Annotated in this window: 17 protein-coding genes and 1 other RNA gene; 8 read left to right on the forward strand and 10 right to left on the reverse strand. The window is 43.7% G+C overall.

Translation table 11 applies throughout. From position 1 onward, the window contains the following. Nucleotides 1–19: 19 nt before the first annotated feature. Entirely contained in the window at nucleotides 20–556 is a 537-nt protein-coding gene (locus AC58QM_RS08745; protein WP_497283111.1) for a TlpA disulfide reductase family protein, read from the reverse strand. A gap of 177 nt (nucleotides 557–733) precedes the next feature. On the opposite strand from AC58QM_RS08745, the gene AC58QM_RS08750 reads away from it, so the two are divergent. After that, complete coding sequence (locus AC58QM_RS08750; RefSeq protein WP_497283623.1) at nucleotides 734–1,984, forward strand: MFS transporter; 1,251 nt, start codon at nucleotides 734–736, stop codon at nucleotides 1,982–1,984. Nucleotides 1,985–2,026: 42 nt separating this feature from the next. Next, nucleotides 2,027–2,455: a M67 family metallopeptidase gene (locus AC58QM_RS08755; RefSeq protein WP_497283113.1), complete on the forward strand. Its 429-nt coding sequence runs from the start codon at nucleotides 2,027–2,029 to the stop codon at nucleotides 2,453–2,455. Here the strand turns inward: AC58QM_RS08755 and AC58QM_RS08760 are convergent. The 3 genes from AC58QM_RS08760 to AC58QM_RS08770 are packed head-to-tail and all read right to left on the reverse strand — an operon-like array spanning nucleotide 2,449 to nucleotide 5,732. Then, nucleotides 2,449–3,183 (reverse strand): exonuclease domain-containing protein, encoded by a 735-nt coding sequence (locus tag AC58QM_RS08760; protein WP_497283115.1) that lies wholly within the window; start codon nucleotides 3,181–3,183, stop codon nucleotides 2,449–2,451. The two genes, AC58QM_RS08755 and AC58QM_RS08760, sit on opposite strands and share 7 nt — an antisense overlap. Nucleotides 3,184–3,227: 44 nt before the next feature. Then, nucleotides 3,228–4,307: a DUF294 nucleotidyltransferase-like domain-containing protein gene (locus AC58QM_RS08765; RefSeq protein WP_497283117.1), complete on the reverse strand. Its 1,080-nt coding sequence runs from the start codon at nucleotides 4,305–4,307 to the stop codon at nucleotides 3,228–3,230. A 39-nt stretch (nucleotides 4,308–4,346) separates the two neighbouring features. Beyond that, nucleotides 4,347–5,732 (reverse strand): ammonium transporter, encoded by a 1,386-nt coding sequence (locus AC58QM_RS08770; protein ID WP_497283118.1) that lies wholly within the window; start codon nucleotides 5,730–5,732, stop codon nucleotides 4,347–4,349. A gap of 305 nt (nucleotides 5,733–6,037) precedes the next feature. Between AC58QM_RS08770 and AC58QM_RS08775 the strand changes: the two genes are divergently transcribed. Together AC58QM_RS08775 and AC58QM_RS08780 are read left to right on the forward strand one after the other, a co-directional pair. Next, nucleotides 6,038–6,478 carry a MerR family transcriptional regulator gene (locus AC58QM_RS08775; RefSeq protein WP_310222478.1) on the forward strand — a complete coding sequence of 147 codons (441 nt, stop codon included), beginning with the start codon at nucleotides 6,038–6,040 and terminating at the stop codon, nucleotides 6,476–6,478. 21 nt (nucleotides 6,479–6,499) lie between these two features. Continuing rightward, nucleotides 6,500–7,189 carry a zinc metallopeptidase gene (locus AC58QM_RS08780; protein ID WP_497283119.1) on the forward strand — a complete coding sequence of 230 codons (690 nt, stop codon included), beginning with the start codon at nucleotides 6,500–6,502 and terminating at the stop codon, nucleotides 7,187–7,189. A 52-nt stretch (nucleotides 7,190–7,241) separates the two neighbouring features. Here AC58QM_RS08780 and gltC read toward each other — a convergent pair whose 3' ends face one another. Then, on the reverse strand, nucleotides 7,242–8,126 hold the full coding sequence (gene gltC, locus AC58QM_RS08785) for a glutamate biosynthesis transcriptional regulator GltC (RefSeq protein WP_310222475.1): 885 nt from the start codon (nucleotides 8,124–8,126) through the stop codon (nucleotides 7,242–7,244). A 158-nt stretch (nucleotides 8,127–8,284) separates the two neighbouring features. Between gltC and tpx the strand changes: the two genes are divergently transcribed. Continuing rightward, a complete protein-coding gene (tpx, locus tag AC58QM_RS08790; protein WP_497283121.1) occupies nucleotides 8,285–8,803 on the forward strand; it encodes a thiol peroxidase in 519 nt (172 codons plus the stop codon). A 48-nt stretch (nucleotides 8,804–8,851) separates the two neighbouring features. Here tpx and AC58QM_RS08795 read toward each other — a convergent pair whose 3' ends face one another. Both AC58QM_RS08795 and AC58QM_RS08800 read right to left on the reverse strand, forming a co-directional pair. After that, nucleotides 8,852–9,241 (reverse strand): DUF1499 domain-containing protein, encoded by a 390-nt coding sequence (locus AC58QM_RS08795; RefSeq protein WP_056616306.1) that lies wholly within the window; start codon nucleotides 9,239–9,241, stop codon nucleotides 8,852–8,854. Nucleotides 9,242–9,397: 156 nt separating this feature from the next. Then, nucleotides 9,398–10,744: an Nramp family divalent metal transporter gene (locus tag AC58QM_RS08800; RefSeq protein WP_497283123.1), complete on the reverse strand. Its 1,347-nt coding sequence runs from the start codon at nucleotides 10,742–10,744 to the stop codon at nucleotides 9,398–9,400. Between the two features lie 331 nt (nucleotides 10,745–11,075). Between AC58QM_RS08800 and xylB the strand changes: the two genes are divergently transcribed. Continuing rightward, nucleotides 11,076–12,596: a xylulokinase gene (xylB, locus tag AC58QM_RS08805; protein WP_497283625.1), complete on the forward strand. Its 1,521-nt coding sequence runs from the start codon at nucleotides 11,076–11,078 to the stop codon at nucleotides 12,594–12,596. 119 nt (nucleotides 12,597–12,715) lie between these two features. Here the strand turns inward: xylB and ssrS are convergent. The 3 genes from ssrS to cshA form a co-directional block, all read right to left on the reverse strand. After that, a non-coding RNA gene (gene ssrS / locus AC58QM_RS08810) (6S RNA) lies at nucleotides 12,716–12,897 on the reverse strand. 49 nt (nucleotides 12,898–12,946) lie between these two features. After that, nucleotides 12,947–13,783 carry a YesL family protein gene (locus AC58QM_RS08815; protein WP_497283125.1) on the reverse strand — a complete coding sequence of 279 codons (837 nt, stop codon included), beginning with the start codon at nucleotides 13,781–13,783 and terminating at the stop codon, nucleotides 12,947–12,949. 358 nt (nucleotides 13,784–14,141) lie between these two features. After that, nucleotides 14,142–15,761, reverse strand: coding sequence for a degradosome RNA helicase CshA (cshA, locus tag AC58QM_RS08820; protein WP_497283127.1), 1,620 nt, complete (start codon nucleotides 15,759–15,761; stop codon nucleotides 14,142–14,144). 285 nt (nucleotides 15,762–16,046) lie between these two features. On the opposite strand from cshA, the gene AC58QM_RS08825 reads away from it, so the two are divergent. Both AC58QM_RS08825 and AC58QM_RS08830 read left to right on the forward strand, forming a co-directional pair. Beyond that, nucleotides 16,047–16,586 carry a DUF4178 domain-containing protein gene (locus AC58QM_RS08825; protein ID WP_497283129.1) on the forward strand — a complete coding sequence of 180 codons (540 nt, stop codon included), beginning with the start codon at nucleotides 16,047–16,049 and terminating at the stop codon, nucleotides 16,584–16,586. A 61-nt stretch (nucleotides 16,587–16,647) separates the two neighbouring features. Further along, entirely contained in the window at nucleotides 16,648–17,337 is a 690-nt protein-coding gene (locus tag AC58QM_RS08830; RefSeq protein WP_497283131.1) for a DUF4247 domain-containing protein, read from the forward strand. The last annotated feature ends 120 nt before the right edge of the window (nucleotides 17,338–17,457 follow it).

Raw genomic sequence — 17,457 nt, forward strand, 5'->3', positions numbered from 1 at the left:
CAGCTTTTTTTGCATTCGCTCATTCTTCTTTGAGCAGATTAGCCATCTTCTTATCAAGTTCCTTCGGGGAAAGCACATGGATAATTTCACGGATTACACCATTTTTATCAATCAGAAAGCTCGTTGGAATGGCGATAACCTGATAGGTATCCGCATTCGTCCCTTGTTTATCTAGCAGCACAGGGAATGGATATTGATACGTGTCAACAAACTTTTTTATATTCTCCATTTTATCCCCAGGGGTCACATTCACCGCATAAAGATCAAATTGTCCTTCGTATTTTTTATACAAATTCACTAGATCAGGCGCTTCTTCCTCACACGGACCACACCAGGAAGCCCAAAAATTCACAAACATCGGTTTCTCACGCGGGCCGCCGACAGAATAATCCTTCCCATCCAACCCTTGCAAGGTAAAAGAAGGAGCTAAGAAATTAACTTTCGCCGCTTGCTCACTTGGCATCAATGTTTGTTTATTTTCATTTCGTACATTTTGATAAATCGCAATGCCCGCCAATAACACGACGAAAGCAATCACGATGAGATTCTTCTTCACAGTATCAACCTCCACTCTCTCTATATTATCTCCAAATTAGCGAAAATTCCAACATCACCATGTAGAAGTATGCTTTCATGCCAATAGGGAAAAGTAAACCTACTCTTTGCAAGGAAAGGATACGTCTACATGAAACAAGCAACACTTCCCCCAAAAGGTAAGAACGCTTTAAATAAAATGAGAATTTACGAACACGATAAGACTTCCAATAAAAATGACACGAATGCAAAGGAAAGCGTTTGGCAATATCTTGCACTTGCCTCTATCCCCTTGGTACTTGTCCTTGGCAATTCCATGTTAGTTCCTATCCTACCTGACTTGCAAGAGAAAATGAACATCTCCCGATTCCAAAGCTCGCTCATCATCACCTTATTTTCACTGACAGCAGGCATCATCATCCCGGTATCCGGTTATTTATCCGATCGTTTTACTCGCAAATCCGTTATCATCCCTTCACTCATCGTGTATGGAGCTGCTGGCATTCTCGCCGGGCTAGGCGCCGTATGGCACTCATATCCGATCCTTATAGCCTCCCGAGCTATACAAGGGGTTGGCGCTGCAGGAACAGCCCCAATTGCAATGGCCCTCGTCGGAGATATCTATAAAGGTCCTAGCGCTAGCAAAGCGCTTGGACTTATCGAAGCCTCCAATGGTATCGGCAAAGTGGTGAGCCCCATCCTCGGCTCTCTGTTAGCGTTAATCATATGGTTTGCACCTTTTTTTGCATTTCCCTTGTTTTGTTTACTCGCCCTGCTTGCTGTTATGTTCATGATCAAAGAACCTCCCAAAGAGAAAGAAGCTGAACCGCTTCGTCAATATTTGAAACAGATCACAACCATCTTGAAGAGTAAAGGCCATTGGCTTCTTCCTGCTTTTGTTGCTGGCTCGATCACCTTATTTATTTTATTCGGCGTCCTTTTCTACCTCTCCCAAATCCTTGAAGAGAAGCCTTACAATATTGAGGGGGTGCGCAAGGGACTTATCCTCGCAATCCCGCTGCTCTGTCTCGTTATTACTTCATATACTACGGGGGCTAAAATCAAACAAAATGGCAAACTCATGCGATGGCTCATGAATATCGGGCTTATGACCATGGTTGTCTCACTCACATTGGCTACATTCCTAAATGGGAACCTGTTTGTATTCATAGGCTTATTATCGCTCAGTGGAATAGGCACAGGGCTCCTTCTTCCATGCTTAAACACACTCATAACCGGATCGGTTGAGCGTGAGCAGCGCGGTATGATTACTTCCCTCTATAATAGCTTACGATTTATTGGCGTCGCCTTCGGCCCTCCACTTTTCGGTTGGCTCATGAGTATTTCTCACAAAACGCTATTCATCACAGTCGCCTCGTTGTCTTTACTTATGCTAGCACTCGTATTCTTCTTCATTAAACCGAAGGCAGAACTGAAAGAACAAACGTGATATACTAACCTCATGTCACGCATGATGAGGGAGCGAGCGCAAGTGAGCGTACATTTGACTAGAAAAATCTTTGACGAATTAGTCTCCTATAGTATGCGTTCGCTCCCTAATGAAGCATGCGGTATCCTGCTAGGGGATTCCTCATCCCAGTCTTCAAATGAAATTCATGTACATACGTTCATACCTCTCCACAATCACGCCGAACATCCAACAAGGCAATTCGTTATACAACCAATTGAAATGATTCCCTATCTATCTAACAAAAACCATCCTATGGTTGGCATCTTCCATTCACATCCCACCGCCGCGCCAGTACCTTCTGCTGAAGACCTCTCCACACTCTGGCACACCGTTCCAAGCTATTGGATTTTATCCTTACAAGACGAAGCAAATCCCAATCTCCAGGTCTATTCTCTAAAAAAAACCACCACTACCGCATATCACAAACTTTCGTTTGTCATCGGTCAATGATGGCTTAATAAAGCATATAAATCGCCTAATGTATCTACATCTCTCGCTCTGACTTCCCCCATTAATCGGGACCATAACTGCGCGGTCATCAACGCATCCTCAAGCGCATGATGCCTTACTGTCACAGGAACATCATAAGCATGCAGCAGCGAGTCTAAGCTCAGGTTTTTCCGTTTGGGCATTAGCCACTTTGCAATCATCATGATGTCTAAAACACGATGGGATAAGCTTACTTTGGATGTACGCCATAACGCTGAGTTCAAAAAGTTTTTATCATGTCCAATGGCATGCGCTACAAGGATTTTCTGTTGAACGAATTCTAAGAAATCACTCAACACACCGATTAAATCAGGTGCATCACTTGCCATTTCATTCGTAATGCCCGTTAATTTCACAATCTCATCCGGAATCTTCCGTTTGGGATTCACCATTTTATAAAAGGTCTCTTGCGTCTGCACTTCACTGCCAATAACAGAGACAGCCCCGAATGAAATAATTTCATCACCGTTATAAGGAGAGAAACCTGTCGTTTCCAGATCAAACACCACAATTTCCATCGAATGTAGAGGAATTTCAAACAGTGAATCCTTTCGTTGCTCTTTCAGCATGGACCGAATGAAGGCCATTTGTTGCGCACTTTGTACATCAAACATCGAGGTTAGGGCTGGCGTTAAACCACCCATCTTATATAAATGCCACATACGACCTGCTGGACGCATATCCTTCACGCGATTCACCTCTCCCTAGAACGCGATTTCCGAATCCGATATAACTAACCTTTGTCTCTCTCTATATGTGACTCTATCGATTTACTAACATACTTCTGTAAGGCAATTCCTGTTCGAAGACACTGTTTCAATTGTAATCGAACCTCTTTATTCAACTGATGCGATGAAAGTTTACCTCTTGTCGTATAATTCTCCTCTTCTAACAGGAAAGGTGTACTATCCCTTAACTGTAAGGCAATAGTGAATGCCACTTCCCACTCACTTGCCAGCTGTACGGATATCCCTGCCACCTTGAGCTGCATGATCCGTTCCATAGTTGAAGTAGCCAGAATTCCCGCTTGGATAGCAAGCAGCCGAATCCCATTGACGATCGGAATATAAGCGCCGTATTTGATATCAAATCCACCCGCATCTTCACCATATCGCTCGGTAATCAAATGCCCTAATATACCTAACGAAATTTTGTGATGCAGCGTGTTCGACAATAAATATTTCAAGAGACTAGGATGTTCCTTTACATATGCAAGAAATGACTGTTTCAGCTTCACCACTAATGCCTCAGAACCATAGATACAACGCACATCAGCCAAAATTAGCAAATACCGCACATTTTCCCAATCGGGTTCCTTACACCAGCCTAGCATCATTTCTGTATATCCTTGCAGCGACTTGCGCCACTGCGGATTACTCGAAATTACATTTCCTTCACAAGGCGGGTATCCTAATACATTCAATCCGTGAAGAATATAGGTTGTTAGTTTCTCAAAGTAAACAGCCAATTCTTCTTGCGAATGTGTTTCACTATCACCGTAAATAAGTCCGTTGTCCTGATCGCTCCAGAGCGTTTGCTCCCTTCTTCCACCACTACCCAATAGAATAAAAGCATAGGAAACAGGCGGCTTTCCGTAACCTTCATCCTCCAACAAATATTCAGCAATCTGCGCAGTTCGTTGAATCAACGTATCATGAAATTGATTAATTTGCTGACCTGTCTCGGGTGTATAGGAAAAAAGGAGATGCTCCCGAAACATCTCATGCACCTGATCTCTGGTAATTCGCATCTCTTCGAATTGCTCCGACTGATGAATGCGTTCCAGGATCCGTTCCATTGAGAGATGATTCATGTTGCATCCCCTTTGCTCTAGTAGAAAGTATAAGTGTTATTAAACGGAAACTCCGTTTTGAGCTGCTTTTTTCATTTGCTCAGGATAACCGTATGAACCATGCTCAGACAGATCCAGACCAATGATTTCTTCTTCTTCTGTAACACGAAGACCGATTGTTGCTTTAAGAATACTAAGAATAATGAAGGAAAGAACAAGTACGAATGCTAGAGCTCCAGCAAGACCAAGCGCTTGAACACCTAGTTGGTGGAAGCCACCGCCGTAGAATAAGCCTGCACCACCGATACCAACCTTCGCAGATAGCTCAGGTGTTGCGAACAAACCAGTGGAAAGCGTACCCCAGATACCAGCGATACCATGTACGGAGAAAGCATAGATCGGATCGTCAATTCCCGCTTTTTCAAACCATTGTGCTGTGAAGAATGTAACGATACCAGCTACTGCGCCAATAACAAGAGCAGCCCAAGCATCTACGAACGCACATGCTGCAGTAATGGCAACAAGTGCTGCCAGAACACCATTTAACATGCTAGGAATATCTGCTTTACCGAAATACATCCAAGAGATAATCAACGCAGCTACAGCTCCTGCCGCAGCAGCCATGTTCGTTGTCAATGCGATATAACCGAAGAATCCATCACCCATTGCACTAAGCGTACTACCTGGGTTGAAACCGAACCAACCGATCCAAAGGATGATAACACCTAGAACAGACAATACTTGGTTGTGACCAGGAATCAAGTTTGGCGTTTTATCTTTATTATATTTGCCAATACGTGGTTTAAGCAAGATTGTTGCAACTAATGCCGCTGTTGCACCTTGCAAATGGACAACTGTTGAACCCGCGAAATCTTGCATACCCAATTTGCTCAACCAACCGCCGCCCCATACCCAGTGCGCTACAATTGGATAGATAATTACTGTGAACAAAATACCGAAGATGAAATAAACCGGAAGCTTTGCTCTTTCTGCGAATCCACCAAAAGCAATAGCTAAGGATACACCAGCGAAAGCTAGTTGGAATAAGAATTTAATACCGATTGGCACATCAGAGAAAGAAAGAGAACTGAAAGCTGCCGCAGCTTGATCTTCTAACCCCGTTACGAAAAATCCTGTTTCTCCGAAGAATGCATTTCCATCACCGAAGGCGAAACCAAATCCTACAGCCCAGAAAGCAATGGCACATAATCCGAAAGTTAAAATCGTTTTACCGGCTACGTGACCGGCATTTTTCATTCTAGTTGACCCCGCTTCTAAAAGTGCAAAACCAGCTTGCATGAAAATGACTAAGATTGCTGCTAACATTACCCACACCGCATCAATTGCACTCTGTAATTGTGGTGCTGTTGCCTCATCCGCTGCAAATGCGAGTGTAGGGAACAATAATGACATAAGACCGAAAGCTAACAACAATTTCTTAACCATACGACCACTTCCTTTAATGTTAGATTAAGTAACATGTAATGAAACTCTTAATGTCATTATATACATGTTATTTGGGTTTGACAATAGGATTTTCGTTAAAAAATTGAAAAAAGCGAAAAATAACCTGACATGAAACAGGCATAATTCGTGTTTCGGCACATATTCAATCCTAAAACACCCTTTTTACACCATTATCCAATGTCAGGTTTGCGAAGCATCACGTTTGACTGTACGGTTTATTATCAGTTATCATGTTTATATAGAAGAAAGAAATTTAAAACCATTGGAGTAGAGGTGAATTTAGCATGGGGAATGAGAAGCTTTATAAAATTGGAGAACTCGCAAAGCTTGCTGATGTAAGCCCTCGAACCATTGATTACTACACCAAGCTTAGCTTAATCGAACCCGAGAAAAGATCGGATACGAACTATCGTCTATACAGTGGTGAAACCTTGCATCGACTTAAACGTATTGAATCGATGAAGAACGAGAAATATACCTTAGAGGAAATCAAAGCTCAATTACAACAATGGAGTAAAGTGACCTCCGATGATACGGTGACAGATAAGCTTACATCACTTCAATTACACCTTGAACAATTAATGAAGGAAGCCAAAGAATTGAGCCCACTTGTTCAACAATTGAAGCCCAAACAACTGAAAAAGCTGTATCACATCCTTACACAACCTACCGCCGCTTGCATTGAAGCACTTATTGTCCTTCTAGGTAAAAATCCGTTCTCATAATGAATTACGGAGGAGTGCCCTATGTTTTTTCATCCAATGGATTTTCTCATTATTATTGCCTTCGCCCTTTCGATGTGGGCTTCATTCCGAGTACGAGGAACCTTCAACAAATGGTCGAATGTCCCCGTCTACTCGCGCATGACTGGCGCAGAGGCCGCAAGACGAATGTTAGACGCTAACGGTCTATATGATGTACCTGTTGAAGCTGTTCCAGGAACACTGACAGACCACTACGATCCAATGGCTCGAACCGTACGATTATCAGAACCCGTCTACTACCAGAGCTCCATCTCAGCCGTGTCAGTCGCTTGTCACGAAGTGGGTCATGCAATCCAACATCAAGTTCATTACCCGATGCTCGTCGCGCGACACAAGATGTTCCCTGTCGTTAATTTCGCTTCCGGCGTGGCCCCCATCTTAATCCTAGCGGGATTCTTCTTTCAGCAGATCCCATGGCTCTTGGGTGTGGGTATCATCTTCTTCGCAGCAGCCGTAGCTTTTCAACTTGTCACGTTACCTGTCGAATTTAACGCCAGCTCAAGAGCACGCGATGAAATGGTGGCACAAGGATTCATTTCTAATGAAGAAGAACGCGGCGTAGCCAAAGTTCTGAATGCAGCAGCATTAACTTACGTGGCCGCGGCATTGATCTCTGTGCTTGAGCTTCTGAAATACCTTATGATTTTCAATGGTCGCAATAACGACGACTAAAAATAAAAGCTCTCCCGATCGGGTGCTGAGGCACCTGGCGGTAGAGCTTCTTTTATTTGAAATATTCATATAGAAACCGTCGAAACACTTCAGCCACCAATGGCAGCTTCACATCCTTACGACAAATCAATCCAACTGTTCTTGTAACATGCGGATCGGTCACACGAATCTTGACTGGCTGTGTTTGCCCACTTTCTAACAAAGCCATCGCTGGAAGCAAGCTGACACCCATACCCGCGGCAACAAGACCACGAATCGTATCTGTCTCTTCACCCTCAAACTCAATCTTAGGGACGAAGCCCGCCTTCTGACAAGCTTCCATCACAATTGTTCGCAGCGTATATTCTTCACTGAACATAACAAACGGCTCATTCTTCAACTGTTCAAGTCGAATAGACGTGTAATCAGCAAGAATATGATTGGAAGGAATAATCGCGTACAGTTCTTCCGTTAACAAAATCTCGCCCGTCACATGCTCATGCGATTCTGGAAATGGCGAAATAAAGGCGAGATCGATCTCACCTTTTGATACATCACGAATCAAAGATGTGTAGGTACCTTGGCGCAATCGAAACTTCACATTCGGATGATTTTTCTTAAAAGCCGCAACGACAGCAGGCAGTAAGTTAATGACTAGGCTGTGCGGAAATCCAATGCGAATCTCTCCAGCTTCTGGATCGAGAAACTCATGAATTTCACCTACTGCACGTTCTAAGTCCGTTAGAATTCCTTCTACACGACTTAGAAATAAATGCCCTACAGAGGTCAAATGTAAATTACGTCCCTTTTGAACAAACAACTCGACACCTAACTCTTCTTCCAGTAAGTGAATTTGCCGGCTAACAGCAGATTGCGCCACATGCAACTCTTCCGCCGCTTGGGTCACATGCTGCTTCCTAGCTACTTTCACAAAATATTGCAATTGTCTTAATTCCACTTGAGTAATTCCCCCGAATTCACTACTTGATGACGAAACCATACTCCTATATTGACTCCGATTATAGCTCTATAGCAACGATTGGACAACTTATCAGCAAAAAGCTTATAATAAGTAAGTTGTTATTTAACATGGATAATAAAGGAGGAAAACATTCAATGGCACAAGAACGTACTGGTGTTGCTACCCTGAAAAGCAATCCTATCACTTTGGTAGGTCCCGAAATTAAAGTAGGTGACAAAGCACCTAACTTTACAGTTAACAAAGATTTGATGACACAAGTTACACTTGCTGACTATGCAGGCAAAGTGAAATTGATCTCCGTAGTTCCTTCCTTGGATACAGGCGTTTGTGATGCACAAACACGTCGTTTCAATGAAGAAGCAGCAAGCCTAGGCGAGAATGTTGCTGTTCTTACAATTAGCGTTGATCTTCCTTTCGCACAAGCTCGCTGGTGTGGCGCTGCAGGCATTGACAAAGTGATCACATTGTCTGATTACAAGACAAAATCCTTTGGCGAAGCTTATGGCGTACTGATCAAAGAAATCCAATTGGATATGCGTGCTATTTTCGTAATCGACGCTAATGACACTGTTCAATACGTTGAATACCTTGGCGAAATGACAGCTCACCCGAACTACGAAGCAGCTGTTGAAGCTGTTAAAAAATTAGTTTAATCCACATAAATAAAACAGCAAGGAGGCCAAGCTTCCCTGCTGTTTTTGTTATCCATCAATTTTATATGAAGCAAGCTTACGGTCTAATTGTTTATAAATATCTAAGATCGTACGATAATTGGAACCAAGATCCCCCATCGAACCACGTGAAGCTGAATAAATATCAACAGCTGTTTTCACAGGATTAATGGCAAACAAGGTCAAAGTCACATCTTGCGTTCTCCCAGTCACCGTTTTGCGCTCAGCAAGAATTTCGCCTACATTCGGAACCTCATGTAAAAGCTTGTAACCTGGCGTTTTCTTTAATACAGCAGTTACTTCTTCCCAAACTTGCTCCTTCGGCAGCTTAAAATATCTAGTTTTAAGTAAAGGATCTCTAGCTTTTTCCCCTGTCGTTTCATGACTACGTACTAATCCGATTAAAGTTCTCTTTAGCAAAAGCCCTTTCCCCCTTCAATGAAGTGCATGTAGACCACTTGCCATTTCAACACTATTCTCTATAATACCATTGATTAGGCTTTAGAAAAAGAGGTAAATGAAAAATCGAGGGATCTCTCCCCCGATTCAGCACGATCTATTCCTATCTATTCCTTTTTATCCAAAAAAAGTAGTATACAGCAGATAAGCGTTCAATCCAGCGATTACAATAGCTACAAACCAACTCAAGATTGCCATCCATTTCGGGATCACGAGCACGCCCATTTTTTTACGATCAGATGTAAAAGTCACAAGCGGGATCACGGCAAAAGATAACTGCAAGGACAAAATCACTTGGCTGAGTATGAGAAGATCTGTTGCCCCACTTTCCCCATAGATACCAATAACGATTACTGCAGGGATGATGGCAATCAATCTCGTAATCAACCGACGGAGCCAAGGTGTGAGTCGAATGTTGAGGAATCCTTCCATGACAATCTGTCCGGCAAGTGTTCCAGTCAGCGTTGAGTTTTGACCTGAAGCTAGGAGTGCGACTGCAAATAATATACTCGCCGCTCCCGTACCTAACATAGGCCCTAAAAGATGATAGGCATCTTGAATTTCTGCTACCTCTTTCCCAGCCGAGTGAAACGCTGCCGCCGAAAGAATGAGAATCGCCGCGTTTACGAATAAAGCTAGCATCAAGGCAACCGTTGTATCAATCGTTGAAAATTTGATCGCTTCGCGTTTCCCCTCGATTGTTGGTTCAATTTGACGAGTCTGAACAATGGATGAGTGCAAATATAAATTATGCGGCATGACAGTTGCACCTAATATACCTAGGGCAATATATAACATAGCTGGATTCGTAACAATTTCAGTTGTAGGGATGAAACCTGCAGCTACAGCAGCAAATTCAGGTTGCGAGAAAATTAACTCCATAATAAAACAAACCATAATAAGTGCAATTAAACTAATAACCATCGCTTCAATATAGCGAAAGCCTTTTTTCTGGAGCATAAGAACCAAGATAACATCTAATGCCGTCAGAATCACTCCATAGATGAGTGGTAAACCGAACAGCAGTTGCAAAGCGATCGCGGCACCGATGACTTCGGCTAGATCACAAGCTGCAATCGCAAGCTCGCACAGAAACCAAAGCACATAAGAAACGGGCTTACTATAATGATCACGACATGCTTGCGCCAAATCTCTACCTGTCACAATGCCCAGACGACCAGACAAAGCCTGCAAGAGAATGGCCATAAGATTAGATATTAAAATAACGGAAAGCAGCGTATAACCAAATTGTGAGCCGCCAGCCAAGTCAGTCGCCCAGTTACCGGGATCCATATAACCGACAGCTACCAGATAACCTGGCCCCACGAAGGCTAACAACTTTCGAAAAAAGCCTGCTTTTTTAGGTACTTTCATACTATGATGAACTTCAGGCAGACTCGGCATTGAGGAATCTTTACGCCATCCGATCGGTTCCTGAATCTCTTCTTTTTGTGCAATATCCATAGCTTAACCCTTCTTTCACATGACCAATAATGTTGTTCTAGGGAAACTTTTATATGTAGTATACTACATATCCATACCATATGCCACAGGTAAACATTTATGTTCCACTGAAATTATTTTTCCCTTGGGAAAATTTTGAGACAAGTTATTTATCACCTAAGTCGACGTAACTTTTAAAATTCATAAGAAAATATCTTTCATAAAGAAGGATATTGAAGAGCCGGCGCGAATACATTGATTTAGTTATCTTTGTATATTCAATAAACAAACAAAGAAATACGAAGTAATAACCATACTCATTGACAAAAGGGTGATCCTCATGACTTATTTTATGGGTTTAGATTTAGGTACTTCTGCTATTAAATGCATTCTAGTGGATGAAGCCGGCACTGTTATTGGCTCGCATTCCGTTGAATATCCGCTGTACCAACCACATCCAGGTTGGGCTGAGCAGCAACCAGAAGATTGGTGGCAAGCCACCATTGCAGGTATACAAGGACTCTTGACTAACACAGGCGTATCTGGCGATGCAGTTGCAGGTGTTGGCTTCTCCGGCCAGATGCACGGATCGGTCTTCCTCGACGAGGCGCAGCAGGTCATCCGGCCTGCGCTGCTCTGGTGCGATCAGCGCACCGCGGAGCAGTGCGCCTACATCAAGGCGACCGTCGGCGAAGCCGAGCTCGGCCGCCTCACAGGCAATCAGGCGCTGACCGGCTTCACCGCGCCTAAGCTCCTTTGGCTCCGGCAGCATGAGCCGGAGCACTACGCCTGCGTTCGGCATCTGCTGCTGCCGAAGGATTATGTCAGGCTGCGCCTGACGGGTGCGTTCGGCATGGACATGGCCGACGCAAGCGGCACGCTGCTGCTTGATGTAGCCAACCGCAGCTGGTCCCAAACCGTCGCAGAGCGGTTGGAAATCCCGCTCGAGTGGCTGCCGCCGCTCTATGAGTCCGGCGACATTGCCGGACACCTGCTGCCGGAGGCAGCGGCGCTCACCGGCTTAGCCCCAGGCACGCCGATCGTTGTCGGCGGCGGCGACCAAGCCTGCGGCGCCGTGGGTGTTGGCGTCGTCCGCCAAGGCATCGCCTCGGTGGCGCTCGGCACCTCAGGTGTCGTCTTCGTACACGACGACACCTATCAGGCTGATGAAGCGTACCGCCTTCATTCCTTCTGTCACGGTGTGCCAGGCAAGTGGCATCGTATGGGCGTCATGCTCGCGGCGGGCGGCTCGTTTCAATGGTGGCGTAATCACTTCGCTAGCGAGGAACTTGAACGTGCACAGCAAGAAGGCAAAGACGTGTATGAGATTTTGACAGCTGATGCGGCTACAGCCCCACTTGGCAGCGAAGGTTTATTGTTCCTTCCTTACTTATCAGGCGAGCGCACGCCACACCCAGATCCCAAGGCACGCGGCGCTTTCATTGGTCTTAACTTGAGACACGGGAAATCCCATTTGACCCGAGCTGTACTTGAAGGCATTACCTTCGGACTTCGTGATTCTATGGAATTAATTCGTGAGTCAGGTATCGAGGTGACTGAGCTTCGAGTAAACGGCGGTGGCGCTAGAAGTCCATTCTGGCGTCAGATGATTGCCGACATTTTCGGAATCTCAGTTGTTACTGTTAACTCGACGGACGGACCTGCTTACGGCGCTGCTATCATGGCTGCATCTGGTGTCCTACAAGTGGAAATCCCTAAGCTTTGTGAAGATTGGATTCAAGTCACAGATCGAGTAGAACCAAACGTGGTAAACCAACAGAAATATGAGGCTTACTACCAAGTCTATCGCAGTCTATACCCGACACTTCAAAGCACTTTCCACCAACTAACGGATCTTGCTGAGCACAATTAGAACATAACCTCGATCGGAGTCGTTCCAAGTTGAGCGACCTCGATCGGAGATACTAATTTCAACGTAAATAAAAAAGAGGTTGAGCAGGTAGTGTACCTGTTCAACCTCTTTTTTATTCGAAGAAACCCGCCTATGCCGTCCGGTTTCCGTGCTTCAAACCCGCTCTCGCAGGTGGGTGTCCGCAGAGGTGTATTTGAGGTCCCCTTTCGAGGGCATGTCAGCCACACTTCAATATAGGTCTCCCTAGAAACAGTCATTGGTTTAAAACAACTTAAAACCGTTACGAGCATCGCAGATTTCTTCTGTTTTCTTATTATAGATCCAACCTCGCTGATAATCAACTGGTAGGATTAGTCTCTAGTCTTGTCATTCTCATCTTTTTTATGCAGACTAATTGGAGATTGGTTTCCTTCAAGCTCATTTGCCTCAGCTTTTTCCGCTTCAGCCGCTTCTGCTTCAGCAAGTTTCTGCAGTTCCTTCTCTTCCAACTCCTGTTGTTTCGTCTGAAGCTTCGTAAAGCTTCTATTAAACTGCCAGAACGAGAATGTTGCAACAATAGCTCCCATGAAGAACACAACTAAGAAGAAATTGAACTTCGTTAAGCAGATATAAACAATTACACCATTACAGATGAGTAACACAATTGAATTGATCGGATTACCGATTGTAAGTAAAATAGAGTTTTTGACAATTTGAAAAATTTTCATGTGCAAGTGTACGACAATGGAAAAGAAATTAAACAAAGCAATGATCATGATGACGGTGAAGGCAATAAAGAGAACAGCTAATACCTTCAACGAACTTCCTTGCTTCAAATAGAAGAAATAGTTCACCGCAATAATGACGAAGATTAAGACAAAGAAAATTCCGCCGAGCATACTTTGCAGGTAGTTCTCTTTGTAGCCACGAAAAAATGTTTTTAATAAAGGAACATCTTCTTCTCCGGTCACCCATTTTCTAGCTACAGCAAACATAGCGGTAGTCGCGGGAAATAAAGTAAACGGTGCCAAAATTGCAAGAATCGGCAACGTAGCTTTTAATGCATCCGGCGTTTGACTCACTAACCCCATAAAGAGGAAAAAGAATACCGGAATCGAGCAAAGCATCCAAAGCAAATTAATAACGGATAACCGCATAATCCACTCCGATATTCTGTACAGTCCTCCCATAACTCCCTTAAACTCCAAAACTGCTTCCTCCTTAGCGTTTCCTTCTGGAAACTTTCTACGTTGATTATTACTGGCAAGACAACAAGCTTGTCTTATTTGTATATGTACTTAATTATAGCCTATTTTTCATCATATAGGTAGCCGTCTAGTCGTTATAGGTACTTTTACATAATATAGTATTGTCTAGTCGCACCACCCCCAAATCTTTATTCAGGAGGTTGATACAATGTCTCATCCAGTAGGATCATCTGCAGCTGCAATCTTGGTGCTTTTCATCTTGTTAGTTATCATAACTAGCGCTTTCGTACTCTAATCAATATACAATTGAAAAAAAGGCGAAGATCCTAAGGATCTTCGCCTTTTTAAGTCGCACATTTTATTTATTAACTAGTGTATCTTCACTTTTACGCGGCGCTCTGGAGCGATCACGGTTTCCGGAGTTGTTGCTTCCGTAATCACGGTTTCTAGAAGATGAGCTGCTTCCGCCTTCTCTGTTTGAACCGTAGTCTCTGCTATCCTTACGCGGGTAACGTGAGCCACCACTGGAGGAACCGCCTGAACCTGATCCACCGTAGCTGCCGCCGCCTTGACGACGATCACTTGAGCCTGATCCTGAACCGTATCCGCCGCCAACACGTCTACCTGAGCTGCGAACGTCGAATTTTTTCTTTCTTGCACGAATTGGATCTTCAGGTGTAAGTTCGATGTTTAGATCTTTCTTGTCACCTGTAAGAAGTTTCATCGCTGCTGCAAGCAAGTTAACGGAATCGTACTGCTCAAGCATTTGAATAGCTAGGCCTTTGAATTCGGAATGCTCTTCTTTTTGAAGCATATCCAAAATACGCTCAGCTGTCATTTTTTGTTTACCTTCTACCGCTTCTGCAACGCTTGGTAAAGGTTTTTTGTTGATTTTATGGCGTGTAACCTTCTCAATAAAGTGAAGGTGATCGATTTCTCTTGGTGTTACGAAAGTCCAAGCTGTACCTTCTTTACCTGCACGACCTGTACGGCCGATACGGTGAACGTAGCTTTCTGGATCTTGCGGAAGGTCAAAGTTAATAACGTGAGTAACGCCAGATACATCTAGTCCACGTGCAGCAACGTCAGTTGCTACAAGAACATCAATACTGCCATCACGGAATTTTCTCATTACGTTATCACGTTGATTTTGGGACAAGTCACCGTGAAGTCCTTCAGCTGCATACCCTCTTTTTTGAAGAGCTTCTGCTAATTCATCTACCCGACGCTTTGTACGTCCGAAGATAATCGCTAGGTCTGGTGCTTCCATATCAATCAAACGGCTAAGAGCTTCAAACTTCTGTTTCTCGTGTAATTCGATGTAAGCTTGCTCAATCAACGGAGCACTAACTTGTTTCGGGATAACCGAAACGTGTTCTGGGTTTGTAAGGAATTGTTGAGCCAATTTTTGAATGTTCGTTGGCATTGTTGCAGAGAACAACATCGTGTGACGTTCTGCTGGAACTAGTTTAAGAATAGATTGGATATCATCCATGAAGCCCATATCAAGCATTTCATCCGCTTCATCCAAAATAACCGTCTGCACATCATCAAGTTTGATTGTTTTGCGGTTAATATGGTCAAGAAGACGTCCAGGCGTTCCGATAATGATTTGTGGTTTCTTTTTCAACGCACGGATTTGTTTCACAATATCCTGTCCACCGTAAATTGGCAAAGAACGAATGCCTTTGAAACGACCGAGTTTTTCAATCTCTTCCGCAACCTGAATGGCAAGTTCCCGTGTCGGACACATGATCAAAGCCGAAATGCGCTCTTCTTTTACGTTGATTTTGTTAACTAGTGGAATACCGAACGCTGCTGTTTTCCCAGTTCCTGTTTGTGCTTGCCCGATCAAATCACGGCCTTCCATGGCCAATGGTATAGTTTTCTCTTGAATTGGTGTGGACTCTTCAAAGCCCATTTCCGTAATCGCACGTAGTACCGATGCGTCTAAACCAAACTCCTGAAATGTTTTCAAATAAATTCAATCTCCTTTTGTACAGGGCAGGCTAATGCCTTGTATCTTTTTTACCCTTAAGTACGACTTCCTATCCGTCTCTATAGTTTCTTGGTGGAATACACTTTCGATTCGTCATCTTCCATGATCCAACTGGCCGCCCTTAAGAACATCTAAAATATTATAGCACAGTTGATACATACATTGCCAGTGGCTACTTTTACCCAATCGAACGAAACCGAATGAATAAGCAACTCGTATTATAGGGGAGAACAATAAAACGGAATCGTACAGAGGAGAGTTTCTATGTCCATATTTAAACGTGTCAGCAACATTCTTCGCAGTAATAAGGAGCAACCACCTACAACTGCATCCCTTGGCAATCCGCTAGAAGTCGCGCGTGTTGGCGATATTGTCAATGTAGACTTAGAGGAATATGTCATCTCCGGTAAAGTCATTTATTTTGACCGCGGCTTTGAGCCACATCGCTATGCTTATTATCTACAAAGCGGTAAAAATATTCAGTGTTTGATTGTGGAAAAAGGCAGAACCTATGACTGCTTCCTTTGCAGCTTTATTGAAGGAGCTTTGGATGATCCGAATGATGTCCCTACGCGATTAGAGTTGGATGGAGATGTCACTTTCGATTTGGAGCATCATCGTAACGACGTTTCCCGAACCGAAGGCAATACCGATTTCCGCAGCGGAGATGATATTCTCTTCTGGCGATATTTCGGACCTGACCAACGTTTCTTTTTCCTTCAGTGGCAGGATGGTAAATTTGTTGCATTAGAAGGAGAACGTACACCAGGTAATCAAATTAAATTTTTAAAATCGACGCCTTAAATAAAGATATGTTATCATGAAAGCAGGTTTCAGAAGTATCGGAAAGGAGGACTACCAGACAATGAAGAAATGGACTTCATGGCTTTCCTTCGTACTAATTATCGCTCTTCTTACCGCATGTGGTGCTGACGCCGGACGTTACATTAAGGACGAATATCCGTTAGTAAGCGTGGATGGCAAGGGAAGCAATATGTCCAAGGTTTACGCTGTTGAGGGCAAAAATGTGCCAACAGTAGCGAATGAGCTAGCTGCCAAAGAAACACCCAAAGAGAAGAGTAAGGAATCCGAGGATCAGATGTTCCTTGTTTATAAGGACAAGGTTATCAATATCCAGAAGGATCCAAACGATAGTAAGAATACATTGGTTCAACTCGATAGTATTGAATATGCCAAGAGTCATTATGATTCCTCATTCCTGCAAGGCTATTTAACAGCCACGCTGTTACAATCACTATTTGGTGGCGGTTGGAATTCCAGCAAAGGTTCTTCATACGACTACCGCGGCTATACCAAAACGCCAACTTATAAAGCTGGAACGGGAACAACTACACCGACGACAGGCACCTCCAAGGAGACGAAGCCTACAACCTCAGATCGAACGGGAGGTTTCACAAGCGGTGCAGCCAATCCAAGTTCAGGAAGTTCCTCCACGACACGTAAGAATGATGGATCAACCACGAATAAAGTAACGAAGCCATCAACAAGCAAACCAAGTACGACCAAAAAAACCGGCTCTTTTAAACGCCGATAGATGATTCCGAATAAAGCTGTTGTCCCTCACACGGACACAGCTTTTTTTATGCACTCATTTTTAATTATCCACTGGTTAAATAATGATTGCAGTTTTATAAGAATGAATTATACTTGCAAT

The sequence above is a fragment of the Paenibacillus sp. J22P165 genome, from assembly GCF_059692015.1.